The sequence below is a fragment of the Collimonas sp. genome (genome assembly GCF_035566375.1).
Lineage (GTDB): Bacteria > Pseudomonadota > Gammaproteobacteria > Burkholderiales > Burkholderiaceae_D > Collimonas.
Map to the genome: position 1 here is coordinate 1 of NZ_DATMRK010000066.1, position 21,295 is coordinate 21,295.

At 56.4% G+C, this 21,295-nt stretch carries 19 protein-coding genes and 1 pseudogene; 16 read left to right on the forward strand and 4 right to left on the reverse strand.

The annotated features are described in order from the left end of the window. The 6 genes and pseudogenes from sucA to VNZ60_RS20505 form a co-directional block, all read left to right on the forward strand. Positions 1-793: pseudogene (sucA, locus tag VNZ60_RS20480) on the forward strand (2-oxoglutarate dehydrogenase E1 component); the annotation flags it as partial. A 65-nt stretch (positions 794-858) separates the two neighbouring features. Next, positions 859-2,124, forward strand: a complete 1,266-nt coding sequence (gene odhB / locus VNZ60_RS20485) for a 2-oxoglutarate dehydrogenase complex dihydrolipoyllysine-residue succinyltransferase (protein WP_325662456.1) — start codon at positions 859-861, stop codon at positions 2,122-2,124. Positions 2,125-2,366: 242 nt separating this feature from the next. Continuing rightward, a complete protein-coding gene (gene lpdA, locus VNZ60_RS20490) occupies positions 2,367-3,794 on the forward strand; it encodes a dihydrolipoyl dehydrogenase (RefSeq protein WP_325662457.1) in 1,428 nt (475 codons plus the stop codon). A 12-nt stretch (positions 3,795-3,806) separates the two neighbouring features. Continuing rightward, on the forward strand, positions 3,807-4,235 hold the full coding sequence (locus tag VNZ60_RS20495) for a hypothetical protein (protein WP_325662459.1): 429 nt from the start codon (positions 3,807-3,809) through the stop codon (positions 4,233-4,235). 186 nt (positions 4,236-4,421) lie between these two features. Continuing rightward, a complete protein-coding gene (gene zapE / locus VNZ60_RS20500) occupies positions 4,422-5,519 on the forward strand; it encodes a cell division protein ZapE (RefSeq protein ID WP_325662461.1) in 1,098 nt (365 codons plus the stop codon). A gap of 66 nt (positions 5,520-5,585) precedes the next feature. Then, positions 5,586-6,437 (forward strand): hypothetical protein, encoded by an 852-nt coding sequence (locus VNZ60_RS20505; RefSeq protein ID WP_325662463.1) that lies wholly within the window; start codon positions 5,586-5,588, stop codon positions 6,435-6,437. Between the two features lie 28 nt (positions 6,438-6,465). Here the strand turns inward: VNZ60_RS20505 and VNZ60_RS20510 are convergent, their stop codons facing one another. Then, positions 6,466-7,272 (reverse strand): PP2C family protein-serine/threonine phosphatase, encoded by an 807-nt coding sequence (locus tag VNZ60_RS20510; RefSeq protein WP_325662465.1) that lies wholly within the window; start codon positions 7,270-7,272, stop codon positions 6,466-6,468. A 183-nt stretch (positions 7,273-7,455) separates the two neighbouring features. Here VNZ60_RS20510 and VNZ60_RS20515 point away from each other — a divergent pair, with 183 nt between their 5' ends. From VNZ60_RS20515 to VNZ60_RS20525, 3 genes are all read left to right on the forward strand, one after another. After that, positions 7,456-7,662, forward strand: coding sequence for a YdcH family protein (locus VNZ60_RS20515; protein WP_325662467.1), 207 nt, complete (start codon positions 7,456-7,458; stop codon positions 7,660-7,662). A gap of 55 nt (positions 7,663-7,717) precedes the next feature. Beyond that, positions 7,718-9,787, forward strand: a complete 2,070-nt coding sequence (locus VNZ60_RS20520; RefSeq protein ID WP_325662469.1) for a DNA repair helicase YoaA — start codon at positions 7,718-7,720, stop codon at positions 9,785-9,787. A gap of 208 nt (positions 9,788-9,995) precedes the next feature. Beyond that, on the forward strand, positions 9,996-11,450 hold the full coding sequence (locus VNZ60_RS20525) for a Ppx/GppA phosphatase family protein (RefSeq protein ID WP_325662470.1): 1,455 nt from the start codon (positions 9,996-9,998) through the stop codon (positions 11,448-11,450). A 103-nt stretch (positions 11,451-11,553) separates the two neighbouring features. Here the strand turns inward: VNZ60_RS20525 and VNZ60_RS20530 are convergent, their stop codons facing one another. Further along, positions 11,554-12,684 (reverse strand): ABC transporter substrate-binding protein, encoded by a 1,131-nt coding sequence (locus VNZ60_RS20530; RefSeq protein WP_325662472.1) that lies wholly within the window; start codon positions 12,682-12,684, stop codon positions 11,554-11,556. 161 nt (positions 12,685-12,845) lie between these two features. On the opposite strand from VNZ60_RS20530, the gene VNZ60_RS20535 reads away from it, so the two are divergent. From VNZ60_RS20535 to VNZ60_RS20550, 4 genes are all read left to right on the forward strand, one after another. Next, positions 12,846-13,364 (forward strand): hypothetical protein, encoded by a 519-nt coding sequence (locus VNZ60_RS20535; RefSeq protein ID WP_325662474.1) that lies wholly within the window; start codon positions 12,846-12,848, stop codon positions 13,362-13,364. Between the two features lie 240 nt (positions 13,365-13,604). After that, on the forward strand, positions 13,605-14,372 hold the full coding sequence (locus tag VNZ60_RS20540) for a GNAT family N-acetyltransferase (protein ID WP_325662476.1): 768 nt from the start codon (positions 13,605-13,607) through the stop codon (positions 14,370-14,372). Further along, on the forward strand, positions 14,369-15,241 hold the full coding sequence (locus tag VNZ60_RS20545) for a UDP-2,3-diacylglucosamine diphosphatase (protein WP_325662478.1): 873 nt from the start codon (positions 14,369-14,371) through the stop codon (positions 15,239-15,241). The genes VNZ60_RS20540 and VNZ60_RS20545 overlap by 4 nt, the downstream gene beginning before the upstream one ends. Then, positions 15,223-16,281 (forward strand): glycosyltransferase family 4 protein, encoded by a 1,059-nt coding sequence (locus tag VNZ60_RS20550; RefSeq protein ID WP_325662480.1) that lies wholly within the window; start codon positions 15,223-15,225, stop codon positions 16,279-16,281. Before VNZ60_RS20545 ends, VNZ60_RS20550 begins: the two co-directional genes overlap by 19 nt. 69 nt (positions 16,282-16,350) lie before the next feature. Here the strand turns inward: VNZ60_RS20550 and VNZ60_RS20555 are convergent, their stop codons facing one another. Next, entirely contained in the window at positions 16,351-17,166 is an 816-nt protein-coding gene (locus VNZ60_RS20555; protein WP_325662482.1) for an outer membrane protein assembly factor BamD, read from the reverse strand. Positions 17,167-17,222: 56 nt separating this feature from the next. On the opposite strand from VNZ60_RS20555, the gene VNZ60_RS20560 reads away from it, so the two are divergent. After that, positions 17,223-18,287: an RluA family pseudouridine synthase gene (locus VNZ60_RS20560; RefSeq protein ID WP_414648929.1), complete on the forward strand. Its 1,065-nt coding sequence runs from the start codon at positions 17,223-17,225 to the stop codon at positions 18,285-18,287. Positions 18,288-18,338: 51 nt separating this feature from the next. Then, complete coding sequence (gene pgeF, locus VNZ60_RS20565) at positions 18,339-19,106, forward strand: peptidoglycan editing factor PgeF (protein WP_325662486.1); 768 nt, start codon at positions 18,339-18,341, stop codon at positions 19,104-19,106. A 23-nt stretch (positions 19,107-19,129) separates the two neighbouring features. On the opposite strand, the gene VNZ60_RS20570 is transcribed toward pgeF, so the two are convergent. Beyond that, the gene (locus VNZ60_RS20570; protein ID WP_325662488.1) at positions 19,130-19,393 is read right to left on the reverse strand and encodes a hypothetical protein; all 264 of its coding nucleotides are present in this window, start codon (positions 19,391-19,393) and stop codon (positions 19,130-19,132) included. A 69-nt stretch (positions 19,394-19,462) separates the two neighbouring features. Here VNZ60_RS20570 and phaC point away from each other — a divergent pair, with 69 nt between their 5' ends. Beyond that, entirely contained in the window at positions 19,463-21,277 is a 1,815-nt protein-coding gene (gene phaC, locus VNZ60_RS20575) for a class I poly(R)-hydroxyalkanoic acid synthase (RefSeq protein WP_325662490.1), read from the forward strand. Positions 21,278-21,295: the final 18 nt, after the last annotated feature.

The following is a 21,295-nucleotide window of genomic DNA, read 5'->3' on the forward strand; positions in this document are numbered from 1 at the left end:
GCTGACCATCTGGGAAGCCCAGTTCGGCGATTTCGCCAACGGCGCGCAAGTCGTGATCGACCAGTTCATCAGCTCCGGCGAAGTGAAGTGGGGCCGTGCTTCCGGCCTGGTCATGATGCTGCCGCACGGTTACGAAGGCCAAGGCCCGGAACACTCGTCGGCACGCCTGGAACGTTATCTGCAACTGTGCGCAGACAACAATATGCAAGTGGTGCAACCGACTACCGCAGCGCAGATTTTCCATCTGCTGCGGCGCCAGATGATCCGCTTGTTCCGTAAGCCGCTGGTCATCATGACGCCGAAATCGCTGTTGCGTAACAAGGATGCCGGTTCGCCATTGTCCGATTTCACCAAGGGCAGCTTCCAGACCGTGATCGGCGAAGTCGATGACAAGATCGATCCGAAGAAGGTCAAGCGTATCGTCGCTTGCTCGGGCAAGGTCTACTACGATCTGGTTAACGCACGTAAAGAACGCGGTCAGACTGACGTCGCAATTATCCGTCTGGAACAACTGTATCCATTCCCGCACAAGGCGTTTGCTGCTGAGTTGAAGCAGTTCCCGAACTTCAATGAGCTGGTATGGACGCAGGACGAGCCGCAGAATCAAGGCGCATGGCTGCAGATTCAGCACAATATTTTTGAGAACCTGGAAGATGGCCAGAAGCTTGCGTATGCAGGCCGTCCAGCCAGCGCATCGCCAGCAGTCGGTTACTACGACAAGCACTATGCGCAGCAAAAAGCATTGCTGGAGACAGCATTTTCCAAGCTCAAAGGCTTTGTTCTTACAAAATAATTGACGCCAGGGCAGGTCGCCACGACCTGCCCGACGCACACCCAATACGGAATACGGAGAAATAAATGGCACTTCTAGAAGTAAAAGTTCCGCAACTGTCGGAATCGGTCGCTGAAGCGACTTTGTTGACATGGCATAAAAAAGTCGGCGACGCTGTGAAGCGCGACGAAAACCTGATCGATATCGAGACAGATAAAGTTGTACTTGAGTTGCCGGCGCCAGCCGACGGCGTGATCGTCCAGCTGATCAAGGGCGACGGCAGCACCGTGGTTGCCGATGAAATCATCGCTGTGATCGATACCGATGCTTCGGCCAAGGTCAGCCCGATGGAAGTGGCTGCCGTGCCAGTGCCGCAAAGCGGCAATGCTCCGACGCCAATCGCAGCACCTGAATTGCAATCCAAATCGGCCGCTGGCATCGCCATGCCTGCCGCAGCGAAACTGCTGGCGGAAAATAAGCTGTCGGCTGAGCAAGTCGACGGCAGCGGCAAAGATGGCCGCGTTACCAAGGGCGACGTTCTGGGCGCACTGGCTAACAAGCCTGCCACGCCTGCACCTGCACCTTTGGCCGCAGTTGCAGCCAAGCCGGCATTGCAGCAAGTTGCAGCGCCAACCAAGGCCAATCTGGATGACCGTCCGGAAGAGCGCGTGCCTATGAGCCGTCTGCGCGCTCGTATCGCCGAGCGTCTGGTGCAATCGCAATCGACTAACGCCATCTTGACGACATTCAATGAAGTCAACATGCAGCCGGTGATGGACCTGCGTACCAAGTACAAAGACAAGTTCGAAAAAGAGCATGGCGTCAAGCTCGGTTTCATGTCGTTCTTCGTCAAGGCTGCGGTTGCCGCCTTGAAAAAATATCCGATCGTCAACGCTTCGGTTGACGGTAACGACATCGTGTATCACGGTTATTTCGATATCGGTATCGCAGTTGGTTCGCCGCGCGGCCTGGTAGTGCCGGTATTGCGCGACGCTGATCAGATGTCAATTGCCGACATCGAAAAGAAAATCGGCGAATTCGGCGCCAAGGCCAAAGACGGTAAGCTGACTCTGGACGACCTGACCGGCGGTACTTTCTCGATCTCGAACGGCGGCACCTTCGGTTCCATGTTGTCGACACCGATCATCAACCCGCCGCAATCGGCGATCCTGGGCGTGCACGCGACCAAGGACCGTGCAGTTGTCGAAAACGGCCAGATCGTGATTCGCCCGATGAACTATCTGGCAATGTCTTACGATCACCGTATCATCGACGGCCGTGAAGCCGTGCTGGCTCTGGTTGCAATGAAAGAAGCGCTGGAAGACCCGGCCCGTCTGTTGCTGGATCTGTAAGCTTTAAATCTCGCTAAGCGAGAGCGCCCTGACTCTTATTTTTCATGCAAGGAAAAATGGAGCAGGGCGCATCGTTTAGGTGGCTAAGTAAATGATGAGCGCCTTGTCGCCGCTACTTTCACCATTACTTGCCTGGAATGCTGCTTAGACCGCAGAAGATGCAGGCCGTTTAAGGTGGCAGAGCAGGGTACAGGGTAGGTTAAGGATTGTGAGTTGGCAGGGCAATAACTCGAAGGATAGAAATGAGCAAACAATTTGATGTAGTCGTGATCGGTGGCGGTCCCGGCGGTTATATTGCAGCAATTCGCGCCGCGCAACTGGGTTTCAATACTGCCTGTATTGATGAATGGAAAAACGCCAAGAACGGCCCGGCGCCGGGCGGTACTTGCACCAACGTTGGTTGCATTCCATCGAAAGCGTTATTGCAATCGTCCGAGCACTACGAACACGCCGGCCACTCGTTCGCCGAGCACGGCATCGACGTCAAGGGCCTGGAGCTGAACCTGGGGCAGATGCTGGCGCGCAAGGATAGTGTCGTCAAGCAAAACAACGAAGGCATCTTGTACCTGTTCAAAAAGAACAAAGTTACCTTTTTCCATGGCCGCGGCTCTTTCGTCAAAGGTGACGCCAGCGCTTACGAAATCAAGGTGACCGGTACTGCCGAAGAAACCATTACTGCCAAGCACATCATCCTGGCGACCGGTTCCAACCCGCGTCCCTTGCCAGGTACACCGTTTGACGAAAAACTGATTCTGTCGAATACCGGCGCACTGGCAATTGACGCGGTTCCGGCTAAACTGGGGGTAATCGGTGCTGGCGTGATCGGCCTCGAAATGGGCAGCGTCTGGCGCCGCCTGGGGTCAGATGTCAGCGTATTGGAAGCATTGCCGACTTTCCTCGGTGCAGTGGACGAACAGATCGCCAAGGAAGCCAGCAAGCTGTTCACCAAGCAAGGTTTGAAGGTTAGCCTGGGTGTCACGATTGGCGCCATTACGGCTGGCAAGAATGATGTTACGGTCGAATATGTGGATGCCGCCGGCGCCGCGCAAAAAGCCGTGTACGACAAACTGATCGTCTCGATCGGCCGGATTCCGAACACTATCGGCCTCAACGCCGAAGGCGTCGGCTTGCAGCTGGACGAGCGCGGTTTCATCGCCGTCGACGGCGATTGCAAGACCAATTTGCCGAACGTCTGGGCGGTGGGCGACGTGGTGCGCGGCCCGATGCTGGCGCACAAGGCAGAAGAAGAAGGCGTGGCGGTTGCCGAGCGTATTGCCGGACAGCATGGTCACGTTAACTTCAATACGATTCCTTGGGTGATCTATACCTCGCCGGAAATCGCATGGGTCGGCAAGACAGAACAACAACTGAAAGCAGATGGAGTAGCATACAAAGCGGGTACTTTCCCGTTCCTGGCCAACGGCCGGGCGCGCGCTTTGGGTGATACCTCAGGCATGGTCAAATTCCTGGCGGATGCCAAGACCGACGAAATCCTGGGCGTTCACATAGTTGGGCCAATGGCATCAGAATTGATTTCAGAAGCCGTGGTGGCGATGGAATTCCGTGCATCAGCGGAAGATATCGCCCGCATCTGCCACGCTCACCCATCCTTGTCGGAAGCGACCAAGGAAGCGGCGTTGGCAGTCGACAAACGGTCCCTGAATTTCTAAGGGAGAAGCAGCATGCGCAATCCGGCTACGTGGTTGATCTTGTCCTTGGGCGTGGTACTGTCCGGCTGCGCCACCACCGCGTCGGATAACGGCCACGTGCTGATCGAGGCTACCTCCGACAGCCAGCAGCTGGAGGGCGCACGCTGCGTAGTGAAAACCGATAGCAGCCGCTGGAATGTAGTCACCCCGGGCGATGTCTTGATTGTTGCTGCCGACGGCGACTTGCATGTGGTTTGCGACAAGCCCGGCTACCGCACTTCTGAAGTGGTGTACCGGGCGCCGCCCGGATTGAATTCGCCCAGCGTTGGCATCGGTGCTACCGGTGGCAGCGGCGGCATAGGAGCGGTCGGCCTCGGTTTGGGGGCCAACCTGCCGCTCAGTTTCGGCGCCAAGGAGAAGGCTTATCCTAGCCGGGTACTGGTAGAGATGGGGCGGTCATAGTTGTTTGGGTGGTTGCCGGATTGATGTGGGTGAGCGAAAGCTCGCCCATTTTTATTTTTAGCGGCTTATTTAGTGGCTTGTTTTAGTGACTTACTTAGCGGCTTACTTCATCAGCATGGTTGATTTTTTGTTAATCTATGCGGCGGGCAAACGGATTTTAGCTTTTCGTCAAGAATTGAAAACACAATGAATGTCTTAGAGTTTTACGAACAGGCACTGACACAACGGGGTTTCCAGGCAGATGACGCGCAACGGCGTGCGGTAGATCGTCTGCAGCAAGCTTATGATGAATGGGTCGAGTACAAGGCGCAGCGTTCCAATTCCTTCAAACGCCTGATCAACCGGCCCGACGTGCCGCGCGGCGTGTATATGTGGGGCGGGGTCGGACGCGGGAAATCGTTTTTGATGGACAGTTTTTATTCGGTGGTGCCGGTGGTGCGTAAAACGCGCCTGCATTTCCACGAATTCATGCGCGCGGTACATCGGCAACTGGATGAGCTCAAGGGCGTTGCCGATCCCTTGGATGAGGTGGCGAAGCGGGTCGCCAGGAAATATCGGCTGATCTGCTTTGATGAATTCCATGTGTCCGACATCGCCGACGCCATGATTCTCTACAATCTGCTGAAAGCCTTGTTCGATAATGGCGTGTCGTTTGTCATGACCTCGAATTACGAGCCGAGCACGCTTTATCCGGACGGCTTGCACCGGGATCGCATGCTGCCGACCATCAAGCTATTGCAAGACAACCTGGATGTGATGAATATCGACGCCGGCATCGATTACCGCAAACGCGCCCTGGAGCAGGTCGAGACTTACCACTCGCCGCTGAACGCCGACACCGACCGCGCCTTGCGGCATGCGTTTGCAGGGGTAGCTGACACCGCCGATGAAGATCCAATCGTTGATATCGAAGCGCGTAAAATCAAAGCTTTGCGCCGAGCCGGCGGCGTGATCTGGTTCGATTTCAATACCTTGTGCGGCGGCCCGCGTTCGCAAAACGATTATCTCGAAATTGCCAGCCGCTTCCATACGGTGATATTGTCCGGTATTCCGCAAATGTCGGCGGCGATGTCGTCCGAAGCACGCCGGTTTACCTGGCTGATCGATGTGTTCTATGATCACAAGATCAAATTGATCATGTCAGCTGCCGTGGCGCCGGACGAGCTGTACACCCAGGGCATGCTGGCCAACGAGTTTCACCGCACGGTGTCGCGTATCATGGAAATGCAATCGCGCGAATATATGGATAGCGAGCGGCGTTCCGAGGCCGACTCTATTGTGTGAGCTTGCGTCGTGACGGTGGTTTGAAAACGGTGTTTGAAATTAACGTATAGAAATGGATAGGTTTACGTGGAATTTGCCTCTTTGATTTTGGCTCCTTTGTCACCATCGCCGATGTGCGCATCACGCCAGCGCCCGACCTTGGTCGCGCTGGGTATTGCGGCGTTGCTGCTGACGCTGGCCGTCAATGTGCAAGCAGCAGACGCCCAGCTGAAGCCGGTAGCCGAACCGGCCGCCGAGCTGACGGCGCGCTACCCGCTTGAAACGCTCAATTCTGTGGAAACCGCGAATCGCGCTCTGGCCGATGTAGCCGACGCCAAGGCCGAAGTTGAAGCACGCGATCTGGAACAGCGGCGCGCCTGCTATCAGAAGTTCTTCGTCAACAATTGCCTGGACGCCGCCAAGGAGCAGCGGCGGCAGGCGATGAAAACGATTCGGCCGGTAGACATCACCGCCAACGCTTTCTTACGTAAAGACCGTGCCGACGAGCGTGACAAGGCGCTAGAGGTACACGCAGCCGAACAGCCGGCCGAAGCCGCGCAGAAAGCCCAGGATCAAAAAGCAAAAGAGCTGAGCAACGCCGACAAGGTGAAGCAGGGCGAGGCAAAAGAAAAGGAAGTTGCAGCCAATACCCGCAAGCATCTGGGCGAGGAAGACAAGCGCGTGGCGGAGCATAATGCCCGCCTGAAAAAGGCGCAGCAAGATGCGGCTGCGAAAGCCTCGCAGCGCGCAGCCAATGTAGCTGCTTTTGAGAAAAAAGCTCAGGATTCAGCAGCGCGTCAGCGTGAGGTAGCCGCAAACAAGGCCGCCAAAGCCAAGGATCTGGCAAACAAGAAAGCGGCTGAAGCGGGAGTGCCGGCAGCACCTGCAACACCTGTAGCGGTGCCGCCTGCCGCCAAAACACCGGCGTCAGCGCCGTAAAGCGAGCTGGCGCCGATCAAGCAAGAAACTACACCGCCCGGCGCATCTTCTTGACGGTGTAGTTCTGAGTTTCCTTGGGCAACGCCACCAGTTTGACGATCGCAAAAGTGCAATTATCCGCGGAGTGGCCCTCGGCCCGCTTGCGGGTTTTGTTGATCAGCATTTCAGCAGCGTCGCGCGGTTTGTTCATGGCGATGCACGCGCCCAATTCATCTTCGGTAAAGTAGTGCCACAGCCCGTCCGAGCACAGCAGGAAAGCGTCGCCAGCCTTGAGGCCGGTATGACGATTGATGCTCACCGTGGGTATGTCAGTGCTGGAGCCGAGCGCATTCAACAAGATGTTGGACAGGTTATGTGATTTCGCCTCGCTGCGCGACAGCTTGCCTTCGCTCACCAGTTTCTCGACATAGGAATGATCGATGGTGTGCTCGGCAAAATTGGGGCCGTCGAAGCGGTACAGGCGCGAATCGCCGACATGGCCCCAGGTTGCCGTGCCATCCGGCGACAACACCAGTACCACCATGGTGGTATGCGGATCCTTGTCGTTGGAAAAGCCGCTCAGCTTGATGACGGTGTGCGTCTCCAGCGCAATGTTGCGCACCATCGCCTCGACATTGTCGATCAAGGGTGAGAAGCTTTCGAAGATTTGTTTTGCGGTGCAAATCACTTGCTCGGCGGCCAGTGCGCCGCCGCTGCGGCCGCCCATGCCGTCGGCGAGTACTGCCATCATGTAGCCCGGTGCTTTTGGGGCGGTAAATAATGCGGCGCGGTCTTGTTGCTCCTGGCGGTCGCCGATGTGTTGGCCGGTGCCGGCTTCGATCTTGTATTGGCTCATTCGTCTGGGTAGATTAAACTGCATCTTGTTCTAGGTAATTCTGGATAGGCCGGATTTCGATCCGGCGCTGAATCCTTACTCATCGCCACTCACAGTAATACAGTAAGCAGTTGATGGGAAATATTATACGCAGGAATAATTTTTAAAGTGTTTCCGTATGTTAACATTTTCCAACGCAAGAATATGACCATGATCGATCGAGAAGAAATCCTGCGCCGCATCATAGAGCTTGAAGTAGAACATCGCGATCTGGATGCGGCGATTGATACCATGACGAATCAGGTCCTGCACGAAGAGTTACAATTGCGCCGCCTGAAAAAGCGGAAATTGCAGCTGAAAGACCAGATCACGCTATTAAGAATGCAATTAATTCCAGATATCCCTGCCTGATAATCCTACGCCAGGCTGATACGATATACCTGACTCAGCCATTTTAGAAGTTACCTTGACCGAAGATACATCCCCCCTCGCTGCCGAAGGCGCTTTTGCTGTTGTGGCTCCCGGCGCCCACGATGCCGACATTGATCGTCTGTTCGCCAGTTCCGGCCCGCTGGGACAGGCGGTTGGCGGCTTTCGTCCGCGCCAGGCGCAAACCGAAATGGCGAAAGCCATTGCTGACGCCATCGCTCAGCAAAGAACACTGATTGCCGAAGCCGGCACCGGCACCGGCAAGACCTTTGCCTATCTGGTGCCGGCCCTGCTATGGGGCGGCAAGGTGATCGTCTCGACCGGCACCAAGAATCTGCAAGACCAGCTGTTTTTGCGCGACATCCCGACCGTGCGCAAAGCGCTCAGCGCGCCGGTCTCGGTGGCGCTGCTGAAAGGGCGGGCCAACTACGTTTGCCATTTTCATCTGGAGCGTACGCTGCAGAACGGCCGCATGACTTCGCGCGAGGATGTCGGCTACCTGCGCGAAATTTCCCGTTTCATGAAAACCACTTCATCCGGCGACAAGGCCGAGTTGTCGAAGGTGCCCGAAACCGCACCGATCTGGAATCTGGTGACCTCGACCCGCGATACCTGCATGGGCGCCGAATGCCAGTACTACCAGGATTGCTTCGTGATGAAGGCGCGCAAGGAAGCGCAGCAGGCCGATGTGGTGGTAGTCAATCACCATCTGTTCTTTGCCGATGTGGCTTTGAAGGATACCGGCGTCGCCGAATTACTGCCGTCGGCCAACACCATCATCTTCGATGAAGCGCACCAGTTGCCCGAGGTCGCCACTTTGTTCTTTGGCAATACCGTCTCCACCTCGCAAATCCTGGAGTTGTGCCGGGATGTGCTGGCAGAGGGCTTGTCGCATGCCCGTGACGGCGCCGACTGGGCGCAAGTGGTGCTGCCGGTTGAAAAAGCAGCGCGTGATCTGCGGCTGGCGTTTCCGCAGGATGTGGTGCGGCTGGCGGTCAACCAGATAGCGGCATCGAGCGTATTCTTTCCGGCGCTGGACACCCTGCGCGCGCAGTTGCACGGCATGATCGCGGTGCTTGAAAAGCAGGCCGAACGGGCGGAAACCATCGAGCAGTGCCGCACCCGTGCGGTCGAGCTGGGTTACAAGCTGGACGGCTGGAATAGCGCGCCTGTGGCGGCAACCGGCAAGAGTCCCAAGAAGACCAATGCGGCCAATGCAGCCAAGGCTGAGGACGAAGAGGGCAGCGTGCTGTGGGTGGAAGCGTTTTCGTCCTCCTTGCAGTTGCACCAGACGCCGCTATCGATCGCGCCGATTTTCAACAAGCAACGCGAAGGCGTGGCGCGTTCCTGGATTTTTACCTCGGCGACGCTGGCGGTGAAGAACGATTTTCAGCATTACGCTTCGCAAATGGGCTTGTGGGACGAGCCGGCCCAATCCTGGCCTAGCCCCTTCGACTATGGCGAGCAAGGCCTGCTCTACGTGCCGCAGAACCTGCCGCAACCGAATTCGCCGGACTATACCGACGCCGTCATCGACGCTGCGCTGCCGGTGATCGAAGCCTCGGGCGGCCGTGCTTTCCTGCTATGCACGACAATCCGCGCCGTCAATCGCGCTGCCGAGCGGCTGCGCGCCGAATTCGAAGCGCGCAATCTGAATTTTCCTCTGATGGTACAAGGCGAGGCCGGGCGCACCGAGTTGCTGGATCGTTTTCGGGCTGCGGGCAATGCGGTGCTGATCGGCAGCCAGAGTTTCTGGGAAGGCGTCGATGTGCGCGGCGAAGCATTGTCATTGGTGATTATCGACAAGCTGCCGTTTTCGCCGCCGGACGATCCGGTGTTGGCGGCGCGCATTGATGCCCTGGAATCCAAGGGCATGAACGGTTTCATGCATCATCAATTGCCGGCGGCCATCATTAATCTGAAGCAGGGCGCCGGCCGCCTGATCCGCGACGAAACCGATCGCGGGGTCTTGATGATCTGCGATCCGCGCCTGATTTCCAAAGGCTACGGCCGTCGCATCTGGCAGAGTTTGCCGCCCTTCAAGCGGACTCGGGAACTGGATGCCGTGAAAGCGTTTTGGCACGGCGATCCGATTGATCGCGATTGAACATGAGATAGCGCTATCACTCTTGTAGGCGGCTGGGCGGTGCTGTACATTGATGCTGATGCGAGCAGTTGCAACTGGCTAAACTGGCGTCGATCATCTCTTCTTGAATTGTCATCAACTTGTAATAATCTGCCTCTATCGTCACTGCTTGCATGTTGAGTGGCGATAGCCGGTTTTTGTCGAACGTTCGTTTGGATAAAGGTAAGCAATGTTTGCAGCAGTGGATTTGGGGTCGAACAGTTTCCGATTGCATATCGGCAAATACAATGGTGATGCGATTCGCGTCATCAAGAGTGCGCGCGACCCGATCCGACTGGCTGCCGGCCTCGACAGCAAAGGTTATCTGACCGAGCAGGCGATGCAGGTTGCGCTGGATTCCCTGTCGCGCTTCCGCAATATCCTGGCCGACTATCAACTGGAAGCGGTGCGGGTGGTGGCCACCAACACCTTGCGGGTTGCCAAGAACGCGGCTGAATTCCTGCCGATCGCCGAACAGGTTATCGGCTACCCGATCGAAATCATCTCGGGCGAAGAAGAAGGCCGGCTGATCTATATGGGCGTCTCCAGCATGCTGCGCCTGCCGAACGAAAAGCGGCTGGTGCTGGATATCGGCGGCGGCTCCACTGAATTGATCCTGGGGCGCGGCCAGCAGATCGAACGGGTTGAATCGTTCGGCATCGGCACCGTCAATCAGAGCCTGGCTTTTTTCGCCGATGGCCAGATCACGGCGGCGGCCTACGATGCCGCGGTGCTTTCCGCCCGCAGTCATTTCGAAGACGCCGCGCCGCCGTATCGGCCGCAAAACTGGAGCCATGCCTACGGCTCTTCCGGCACGATCAGGGCGATTGCCGAGACTATCGAAAGAAACAGCCTGGGCGACCATCGCCTGTCATACACCAGCCTGGAAGCCCTACGCGCGCGCTTCATCGAGTTTGGCCATGTCAGCCGCATCGATCTGCTGGGCATGAAACCCGAGCGCGCTGCGGTCATGGTCGGCGGTCTGGCGGTATTGATCGGGCTGATGCAGGAACTCGGGATTGAGGTGCTGCAGCCGATCGAAGCCGGTTTGCGCATGGGCGTGATGTGGGACCTGCAGTTGCGTGGCACACGCCTGGATCGGCGTGACCAGTCGGTGCACGATTTCTCCCAGCGTTTTCACGTCGATCAATTGCGCGCCAGCCGGGTTGCCGAAACCGCGACCTCGCTGTTCGAGATGCTCAAGCCCAGCAGCGACGGCCTCAGCCAGTATCTGCACTGGAGCGCCTTACTGCATGAAGTCGGGCTGGTGGTGTCGCAAAGCGGTTATCACAAGCATGCCGCCTACCTGATCGAGAATGCCGATCTGTCCGGTTTTACCACCCGTGAGCAACGGGCGATGAGCATGTTGATCCTTGGGCAAAAAGGCAATCTGCGGAAAATCAGCGATGCGCTGCTCGACCCGGATTTTTCCAAGGCGGTGCTGGCTTTGCGCCTGGCGGTGATGTTCCTGCATTCGCGGATTGAAGTCGATCTGGATGAATTGCGCTTGAAGATGAAGAGCAAGATCGAACTCGATATCAAGCGCGACTGGATTGAAGATCATCCGACGGCGACTTACTGGATGACCAAGGAACAGGATTGGTGGCGTGAGATTGGCGTCGATTTTGCCATTCGCCGGACCTGACATCCCTCTCTTTTCCTCTAAGCTTTCCTCAATACATGCATGGCGCCGGTTTCGATGGAACCGGCGCCATGTCTCTTTCTGCTCTCCAGTCCATATGGAGGACTCAGTAGGTTAGCCCGCTAGCCTTGTTGAACAGCGCCATATCGACATAGTTGGAAAGGTGATTGCTGTTGACGACATCGCCCACCATATAACCGCCGATATCAAAGCCGCCGCCGGGGATGACATATTCCGCCTGGCCCGCAGCCCGTTTTCCGGCTGGCAGCAGGCGTAGCCATGATTTGGCTGCAGTGAAACCTTCCAGCGTCAATGCCGAGACCGGCTCATCGCGGTATTTACGCATCATGTTCAAATGTTCGAGCTGTATCGGAGAACTGCCAAGGCTAGGGTTGGGCACTACTTGCGAAAATACGGTCCACTCCACGGCTTTGCCGCCGGCCAGTTGCCGCAGCGTGGTCAGGTTGGTGAGGGATGAGCCGGCGACAAATGTTTGCGGCGCAAGTTGGCGAAACTCCTTCAGGAACACACCGGCGCTCACCGTGTCCGCAATCATGATCACAAAACCTGGTTTGGCGCTTGCCAGTTGTGCCGTTTCGCTGCGCATTTTGGCCTGATCGTTATTCAGGTGAACCGTGCCGCTGAGCTTGATGCCGCTTTCCCGCATCTGATCGGTGAGGCGGCGATAGGCGTCGGTATTGGCGGCCGACTCTTGATACACGATGCCGACATCTTTAACCCCAAGTTTGTCGAAATGGGAAAAGATATGCCGGATTTCCTGCTGATAGCTGGGGCGCCAGAACAGGACTTTGGCGTCTTTTTGATAGTCGGCGCCGGCCAGCGGCGCGTATAAAGTCAAGCCGCTACGCTTGAACTCGGCCGAATCCAGCACCGCGCGAGTGACATCGTCGCCGACGCCGCCAAATAAATATGAGACGTGAGCCTGGCTGATTAATTCCGTTACCGCCTTCACGGCCAGCTCGGCCTGGCCGCGATCGTCGCGCACCAGGTATTGGATGCGGTGGCCGTTGATTCCGCCTTTTGCGTTGAGGACGTCGAAATAAGTCTTGATGCCGGCGACATAGTCGCGCCCCAGATCGGCGTTCGGGCCGGACAGATCGATGGCCTGGCCGACCACGATAGTATCGGCAGCCGCATTTGCCGGCAATGGCAAAGACAGGAACAGGACTGCAGAGAGAGGGGCGCCGGTCAGATACTTGCGCAAAAAGCGTTTCAAGTTTAAGTTCATCGGAAAAGTTGAAATATGGCGATGGAGGAGTCGCGATTCTGGTCGTAAATTATTACGGCTTGATGAATTTATTATGTTTTTGAAGCTGTTCTTGCCGATGATGGAATAATTGTATATATTATTTATACGATTAATTTTTGGAGAGTTGAATGGTTACCAGTAAAATTGCAAGACCAAGTGTCAAACGTGTCGTCAAGAAGCCGGCTGCAGCGATCAAGAGTGTTGCTAAAGCCAAGCCTGCGGCGCGTCCTGCGGCCAAACCAGGTCCCAAGGCGGCAGTGAAGCCTGCCGCTAAGCCAACAGCTAAATCAGCTGTAAAGCCAGTCGCCAAGCCCGCTCCCAAGCCATTGCTCGTCACCAAGCCGATTGCCGTTAAATCGACACTGCTGCCCAGCAAATCGGCGCCGAATATCAAATCGCTGCCAGATGGAAAGGCCAAAGTAAAAAAAGCCAAGCTGGTGCGCGATAGCTTCACCATGCCTGCCGATGAGTATCAGGTCCTGGGCGATGTTAAGAAAACTTTCTTGAAAGCGGGCCTGGAAGTGAAGAAGAGCGAGCTATTGCGGGTCGGCGTTGCCTTGATCCGTGAGCTGGATCTGGCCGGCCTGAAACTGGCTGTGGCTAGCCTGCCGCCAGTGAAAGCCGGGCGCCCGAAGAAAGAGAAATAAGATCGGTCTGCGGCATTCTTCGGTGGGGGAAATAGGGTTCGAATTTGCACGGCGACGAAACTTGTCGTGCAAATCCGGACCCTTTTTATTTACTGCCGATTTATTGAAAGTCGCATAATTTTAAAGGTGAAGTTGCAATTTTGATACTGTTGTCATGTCACAGAACCGAAATAAACCTGTCATTTTCTTGAAGTAATCGGTGGTTAGGCTTGTCATCGTCACAATCAGAAAGGACGATGAATGCAACTGCTAACGAATCCTGGCGAAGCAAGTACTAGTGTTTCCAAGTTGACGGTTAGTCTTGCCAGTACGCCGGAAGAGGTGCGTGAAGTGCAGCGCCTGCGTTACAAGGTTTTTATAGAGACGATGGGCTTGTCGGCGCTGGCCAACGCAGATGGCCTGGACAGCGATGAATTCGATTCCTATTGCGATCACCTGATCGTACGCGACACCAACACCCTGCGCGTGGTTGGCACCTATCGGGTCATGAGTCCGCATGCGGCAAGACGCATGGGCCGCTATTATTCGGAGCAGGAATTCGATCTTGGCCGGCTCGACAATCTGCGCAGCAGCATTGCTGAAGCCGGGCGCGCCTGCATCGATCCTGAATACCGCAGCGGCAGCGTCATCATGCTGTTGTGGGCTGGCCTGGCGGCCTTCATGCGGCGTGAACGCTGCGATTACCTGATGGGCTGCGCCAGCGTCAGCCTGGCCGATGGCGGGCATAACGCCGCGGCTTTGTATCACGGCCTGGATCAAAGCAATTTTTCTCCGGCCGAATACCGCGTCACGCCGCATGTGCCGTTCCCGGTATATGAGCGCGAAGCCGGTCATGTGGCGCAAATGCCGCCGCTGTTAAAAGGCTATCTGCGCAGCGGCGCCTGGGTCTGCGGCGACCCGGCCTGGGATCCGGATTTTCACTCTGCCGATTTTTTTCTGCTGCTGCCTTTATCCAAGCTGGATCAGCGCTACGCCCGTCACTATCTTAAAGAAACGAGGGCGGCATGAAACCGGGCGAGCAGTTCCTGGATGCTGCGTTTTTTGGCGCTGCCAGCGGCGCCGGCGCCTCGTCAAAGCGCGATCCGATCCGCTTCCGCACTATCTGGATTTCCGACGTTCATCTGGGAACCACAGGCTGCCAGGCTGCTCGCCTGTTGGAATTTTTACGTGCGACCGAGTCGGATACCTTGTATCTGGTCGGCGATATCATCGACGGCTGGCAATTGAAGCGTCGCTGGTATTGGGATCAGGTCCACAACAACGTGGTGCAAACGGTGTTGAAAAAAGCGCGCAAGGGAACCGAGGTTATTTTTGTCCCCGGCAATCACGACGAGGCTGTGCGCCAATTCATCGATCTGGACTTCGGCGGCATCCGGATTCGCGATGAATTGGTGCATACCACCGCGCAAGGCAAACGCATGCTGGTGCTGCATGGCGATCGCTTCGATGGCGTGATCGCCTGTGCCAAGTGGCTGGCGTATGTGGGCGACGGTTTGTATACCGTGATCCTGAAATTCAACCAATGGTTCAACGGCTGGCGCGCGCGCGCCGGTTTGCCCTACTGGTCGCTATCGCAATATCTGAAACTCAAGGTGAAAAACGCGGTGAATTATATTTCTTCTTTCGAAGATGCATTGGCGGCGGAAGCGCAAAAGAAGGGCTTGGACGGTGTCATTTGCGGCCACATCCATAAGCCGGAAATCCGCGACATCAACGGCATCACTTATTGTAACGATGGCGACTGGGTGGAGAGTTTGTCGGCGCTGGTGGAAGACGCCAGCGGCGAATTGCGCCTGGTCACCTGGCAGGAAATCATGCAGCAGAAGAATAGCGTATCCGGCAAGCAGGCTCGTGAATTATGCGAATTGCCATCGTAACTGACGCCGGGCAATCGCAAATTAACGGGGTAGTCAACACTTTACGCGCCACCAGCGCTTGCTTGCGTCATAACGGCCATGAAGTATTGCTGCTCAGTCCTGACGACTTTCCAACCTTTGCCTGTCCCACTTACCCGGAAATTCGTCTGGCTCACAAACCTTACGCCAGGATCGCCGCCAGCCTGAAGACGTTTGCGCCGGACTGCATCCATATCTCGACCGAAGGGCCGATGGGTTTGGCCGCCCGCCGTTTCTGCCTGCGCCAGGGGATAGGTTTCACGACCGCCTACCATACCCGTTTTCCCGAGTATCTGAGCGCGCGTTCGATCCTGCCTAAGGCGCTGACTTACCGCTGGCTACGCTGGTTCCACGGCCCGTCGAAAGCCGTGATGGTGCCGACTCCGCATGTGCTAAAGGAGCTGGAGCAGCGTGGTTTTCGCCACCTGGTGCTGTGGGGCAGAGGGGTCGATACCGAGCGCTTCAAGCCGGTCGATGAGGACCATGCTTGCATAGAACGCCCTTTGTATTTGTATGTCGGCAGGGTCGCGGTGGAAAAGAATATCGAATCTTTCCTGCAGGTCGATCTGCCTGGCAGTAAATGGGTGATCGGCGACGGCCCGTTGCGGGAAGAGTTGCAGCTGCGCTACCCAACGGTGCAGTTTTTGGGCGCCAAGCCGCATCATGAACTCACTTCGTATTACAACTGCGCGGATGTGATGGTGTTTCCCAGTCATACCGACACCTTCGGCCTGGTCATGGTCGAGGCCATGGCGTGCGGAGTGCCGGTCGCCGCTTATCCGGTAGCCGGCCCGCTCGACGTCGTCGCGCACGGACGTTCCGGAATACTGGATGCGGACCTGACCTCGGCTTGCCTGCGGGCGCTTGCGCTGGATCGGCGCGAGGTACGGCAACATGCGCTGGAATATTCCTGGGAGCTGGCAACCCAGCAGTTTCAACAGCATTTGTTTCAGATCCATGATTTGAAAGCGCGCCCCAAGAATCTGCTGACGGGCAGATCTCGGCCAGCATCTGGTTTGTAATCGTGGAAAAGACGTAAAAAAGCCTCGCAGTGCGAGGCTTTTTGTTCATCCGGGATGCTTGTTTTCAGCTTATTTCCAAAATTTCCACCAAGGCGATTTCGCTACCTTGCCGCCATCGGTGCCGGTGCCGCCGACATACTTGCTGTTCGGGTAGGTCTTCTTCAGTACGCGCTCGGTGTCGTCGCGCAATTGCTGGAGACCCAAGGCGTCATAAGATTGCACCATGATATGCAGGGCATCTTCAACCGCAGGCGCATCGCGATATTCCTGGATCGCGCTTTGTGCGCGATTGGCTGCAGCAACATATGCACCGCGGCGGTAGTAATAGCTGGCAACGTGGACGTCATACTGCGCCAGCGCATTTACCAGGTATTTCATGCGCGCCAAAGAATCGGGGGCGTAGGTGCTGTTCGGGAAACGGACTACCACTTGCTTGAAGGCGTCGAATGCATCGCGTGCGGCTTTCGGGTCGCGCTCGGTGGCGTCTTCGCTGGACAGGAAGTCGAAAATACTGATCTTGTCATTAAAGTTGACCAGGCCACGCAGGTAGTACATATAGTCTACGTTGGGGTGATTTGGATGCAGCTTGATGAAGCGGTCGATCGCCGCCAGCGCCTCAGGTTGCTCGCCTTGCCGGTAATGCGCATAGGCGATATCCATTTGCGCCTGTTGCGCGTAAGTGCCGAACGGATAACGCGATTCCAGCTTTTCAAAGTACTTAATTGCCTTATCATAGCCGCCGCTGTTCATCTCATCCTTGGCCTCCGAGTATAATCGTTGGGCGGACCAGTTTGCGGTTTCATCGACTTTGTCTGGCAATAAGCCACACGCAGATAAGGATAGAGCGAATGCGACAGCGGCTAGTTTTAAGAGTCTTTTTTGCATAGTGGTTTGCAAGATTGCGCGTATTTACGTGTGTTAACAACGATTGATTATAGCTGATGGGACTTCAAGTGATGTCATTTACCAAGCCAAATTTGGCTGAAAGTCTGCCTGACGCTGATTTTGAGGCCAATATCGACGATATTGATGACGGCGTCGATGATGGCGTCGAGGACGGCGATGCGGCTACTGCCAGCGCGCCGATAGTACTGCAATTGACTCCAGATGTGTGCGGTACGCGTCTGGATAAAGTGGTTTCGAGTCTGGTGCCGCAATATTCGCGTAGCCGCATCCAGCAGTGGATCGAAGCCGGCCATGTCACCGTGGACGGCAAACCCGGCACCACGAAAATGACAACCTACGGCGATGAAACCGTGATTGTGCTGCCGCAACCGGCGCCCGACGAACAGGCATTCAAGGCAGAAGACATGCCGCTGGACGTGGTGTATGAAGATGCCGCCATCATCGTCATCAACAAGCCGGCCGGGCTGGTAGTGCATCCTGCCGCCGGCAACTGGTCGGGTACCCTGCTCAACGGTTTGTTGTTTCGCTGGCCGGCATTGGTCGGGGTGCCGCGCGCCGGCATTGTGCACCGCCTGGACAAAGATACCAGCGGCCTGATGGTGGTCGCTAAAACGCTGGAAGCGCAGACCGATCTGGTGCGCCAGCTGCAAGCCCGTACCGTCAAGCGTCAATACCTGGCGCTGGTGTGGGGTTCGCCGCAACTCAACGGAACGGTGGACAGCCCAATGGCGCGCCATCCGCGCGATCGCATCAAGATGGCGGTGTCGGAAAGCCTGATTGCCAAGCCGGCCGTCACTCATTACCAGCGGCTGGCGACCGGCTTGCTGGATCGCCGTCCGGTGAGCCTGATGGGTTGCCGATTGGAAACCGGGCGTACCCATCAGATCCGGGTGCACATGCAGTCGCTCGGCTTTTCACTGGTGGGCGACGCCTTGTATGGCAAGCAACATCTGATGCCGGCTTTTCCGCGCCAAGCCTTGCAGGCCTCGCGTCTGGGCCTGATTCATCCGACTACTGGCAAGGCTTGTGAATGGTTTGCGCCGCTGCCGGACGATTTCGCTGCATTGCTGGAGCGCGCCGGCATCAGCGCTCCAGAATGATGAAGTCTTGTTTTGTGAGTTATTTTGTGAGTTAAACGGAAGCTTAAGCGCATGCAATTAATTGTCCCGGACTGGCCTGGGTTGCCGCCCGATATTGGCGCTTTTGCCACTTTGCGTGGCGGCGGTGTCAGTCAAGGTCCGTATGATGACGGCAACGGCGGCGGCGGCCTGAATCTCGGGAGCCACGTTGGCGATCTGCTGCAAGTCGTCGAACGTAATCGTGCGCGCCTCGATATTTTGCTGCCAGCGTCGCCGCTCTGGATGACGCAAGTGCATGGCCATCATGTGATTGACGCTGACGGCGCCGCGGTCGGGATCGAAGCAGACGCTGCCATCGCGACCCGGGCTGGCGTGGTTTGTGCAATCCAGACCGCCGATTGTCTACCGGTCTTGTTTGCCGATTTGAATGGCGGCGTGGTCGGCGCGGCGCATGCCGGCTGGCGCGGCCTGGTGGGCGGAGTTTTGCAAAACACGGTGGCGCGCATGAGGGCCGCCGGCGCCGGGCCGATTACCACCTGGCTTGGCGCGGCCATTGGTCCTGACCGATTCGAGGTCGGCGCCGACGTTCTTGCGGCATTTGCCAAGGCTGCTGAGGCGGGCCAGGCGCTGCAGCAAACCCAGGCTTGCTTTACACCCATCGCGCAACGGCCGGGCAAATATCTGGCAGACATTTATCAACTGGCACGGATTGCATTACGTCAGGTAAATGTGCAAGATGTTCATGGCGGCGGTTTATGCACGGTCAGCGATAGGAATTTTTATTCCTACCGCAGAGATCATGTGACTGGCCGCATGGCCTCGTTGATCTGGCTGAAATGAGCTGGCTGAAATGATCGGCGCTGCTACTCATCCGTTTTTTTTGGCGAGGCGGGTGTCGGAACGGCTGTGGGGGCGGCAGAGGCAGCTTTTTGTTGTGCCGCCAACCTGGCAGAATTTTCAGCGCGCTGTCGATTTCTCTTGCGTTTCGGCGTGCCCATCAGGTATAAAACAATTGTCAAAGGAAAAACTCCATACAGCAAAAACGTCATCACGCCGGCAACTGCATTAGCTTCTGTAATTGCCATCATGAAGACGACATAAATCCATGCGATGGCGACGATGTACATGTTGGTTCCTGCTTTTAGAGTCAATCCGATAAAAGATACACGAAAATATGCCAAAACAACGGTCACAGCATGAATACGCCTAATTTTTCCGTCTTCGATCCAGCCGCATTGTCGCAACTCTCGCAACAATTCAGTCAAGCGTTCAATCCGCAATTCCTCCAGCAACTTAGCCATATAGCCGATCCCAACGTATTTCTGGGTTTGCTCAATCCGTCTGGGCAAAACCTGAACGGTGCGGCCGGAGCCGGTAACTTCGGCGATCTTGGCATTTCGCTGGACCCGGCAGCACTGAAAAAGCTGCAGGCGGAATACTCGCAGCAGATGTCGGCCTTATGGCAGGACATGTTGGCGGCGCGGATCCCGGCCATCGCTGACCGCCGTTTCAGTGGCACGGCGTGGCATGGCAATCCGGTGTATGCGTTCAATGCGGCGGCGTATTTATTGAACGCCCAATTCCTGAACGCAATGGTTGAGGCGTTGGACGCGCCGCCGAAGATCAAGCGCAAAATCGGTTTTACGGTGCAGCAGATGATAGACGCCATGGCGCCTTCCAATTTCCTGGCGACCAATCCGGTAGCCCAGCAGAAAATTGTCGAAACCAATGGTGAAAGCCTGACCAAGGGCATCGTCCAGATGCTTGCAGACATGCACAAGGGCAGGGTGTCGCAGACCGACGAGTCAGCGTTCGAGGTCGGCAAGGATGTCGCGACCACCGAAGGTGCAGTGGTGTTTGAAAACGCCTTGTTCCAGCTGATCCAATACAAACCCCTCACCGCCAAGGTGTACCAGCGGCCGCTGCTGATCGTGCCGCCCTGCATTAACAAATTTTACATTCTCGATTTGCAGCCGCAGAATTCGCTGGTGCGCTATGCGGTGGAGCAAGGGCATAGCGTGTTCCTGGTTTCCTGGCGCAATGCTGACGAATCATTGGCACATGCGACCTGGGACCAATACATTGTCGACGGCGTAATCCGGGCGATCCAAACGGTGCAGGATATCTCCGGCCAGGACAAGATCAATGCACTCGGTTTCTGCGTCGGCGGCACGATCTTGTCGACCGCCCTGGCGAAAATGGCGGCGGATAAAGTCAATCCGATCGCCAGCCTGACCTTGCTGACAGCCTTCCTGGATTTCAGCGATACCGGCATTCTGGATGTCTATATCGACGACATGCAGATACGCATGCGGGAGCAGGCCATCGGGCAAGGCGGCCTGATGCCCGGGCGCGAATTCGGCTCTGCGTTTTCCAGCTTGCGTCCTAACGATTTGCTATGGAATTATGTCGAATCGAACTACCTCAAGGGCGAGCAGCCGACGGCTTTTGATTTGTTGTACTGGAACGCCGACAGCACCAACTTGCCAGGCCCGATGTTTTGTTACTACCTGCGTCACATGTATCTGGATAACTCGCTGAAAGACGCCGGCAAACTGACGGTGGATGGGCAAGCGATTGACCTGGGCAAGATCGATGCGCCGACCTTTATTTATGCATCGCGCGAAGATCACATCGTGCCCTGGACCTCGGCCTATGCCTCGGTTTCTTTGCTGAATCCCAAAAAGCCGAAACAGAATCGTTTTGTGCTTGGCGCCTCCGGCCACATCGCCGGTGTGATTAATCCGCCGGCAAAAAAGAAACGCAGTTATTGGACTAACAACGGGACTAGTAACGGGACTAGTAACGGGACCAGCAAGCAAACCGCTGTAGATGCCGAAACCTGGCTGGCGGCAGCGGTTGAGCATCCGGGCAGCTGGTGGACCGAATGGACGGAATTTTTATCCGAGCATGCAGGAAAACAAGTGGCCGCGCCGCGCAAATTGGGAAATACTAAGCACGACATCATCGAACCGGCGCCGGGAAGGTATGTCAAAGTCAGGGCGGAATAAAATACGGATCGGGAAGAA

What these genes read in the sequence shown, in the direction of transcription:
- VNZ60_RS20540 (WP_325662476.1), top strand. Translation starts at nt 13,605, where the DNA reads ATGCAACTGCTAACGAATCCTGGCGAAGCAAGTACTAGTGTTTCCAAG.
- VNZ60_RS20570 (WP_325662488.1), bottom strand. Translation starts at nt 19,393, where the DNA reads ATGTACATCGTCGCCATCGCATGGATTTATGTCGTCTTCATGATGGCA.
- pgeF (WP_325662486.1), top strand. Translation starts at nt 18,339, where the DNA reads ATGCAATTAATTGTCCCGGACTGGCCTGGGTTGCCGCCCGATATTGGC.
- VNZ60_RS20545 (WP_325662478.1), top strand. Translation starts at nt 14,369, where the DNA reads ATGAAACCGGGCGAGCAGTTCCTGGATGCTGCGTTTTTTGGCGCTGCC.
- phaC (WP_325662490.1), top strand. Translation starts at nt 19,463, where the DNA reads ATGAATACGCCTAATTTTTCCGTCTTCGATCCAGCCGCATTGTCGCAA.
- zapE (WP_325662461.1), top strand. Translation starts at nt 4,422, where the DNA reads ATGAATGTCTTAGAGTTTTACGAACAGGCACTGACACAACGGGGTTTC.
- VNZ60_RS20550 (WP_325662480.1), top strand. Translation starts at nt 15,223, where the DNA reads ATGCGAATTGCCATCGTAACTGACGCCGGGCAATCGCAAATTAACGGG.
- VNZ60_RS20515 (WP_325662467.1), top strand. Translation starts at nt 7,456, where the DNA reads ATGACCATGATCGATCGAGAAGAAATCCTGCGCCGCATCATAGAGCTT.
- lpdA (WP_325662457.1), top strand. Translation starts at nt 2,367, where the DNA reads ATGAGCAAACAATTTGATGTAGTCGTGATCGGTGGCGGTCCCGGCGGT.
- odhB (WP_325662456.1), top strand. Translation starts at nt 859, where the DNA reads ATGGCACTTCTAGAAGTAAAAGTTCCGCAACTGTCGGAATCGGTCGCT.
- VNZ60_RS20535 (WP_325662474.1), top strand. Translation starts at nt 12,846, where the DNA reads ATGGTTACCAGTAAAATTGCAAGACCAAGTGTCAAACGTGTCGTCAAG.
- VNZ60_RS20525 (WP_325662470.1), top strand. Translation starts at nt 9,996, where the DNA reads ATGTTTGCAGCAGTGGATTTGGGGTCGAACAGTTTCCGATTGCATATC.
- VNZ60_RS20560 (WP_414648929.1), top strand. Translation starts at nt 17,223, where the DNA reads ATGGGACTTCAAGTGATGTCATTTACCAAGCCAAATTTGGCTGAAAGT.
- VNZ60_RS20555 (WP_325662482.1), bottom strand. Translation starts at nt 17,166, where the DNA reads ATGCAAAAAAGACTCTTAAAACTAGCCGCTGTCGCATTCGCTCTATCC.
- VNZ60_RS20510 (WP_325662465.1), bottom strand. Translation starts at nt 7,272, where the DNA reads ATGAGCCAATACAAGATCGAAGCCGGCACCGGCCAACACATCGGCGAC.
- VNZ60_RS20495 (WP_325662459.1), top strand. Translation starts at nt 3,807, where the DNA reads ATGCGCAATCCGGCTACGTGGTTGATCTTGTCCTTGGGCGTGGTACTG.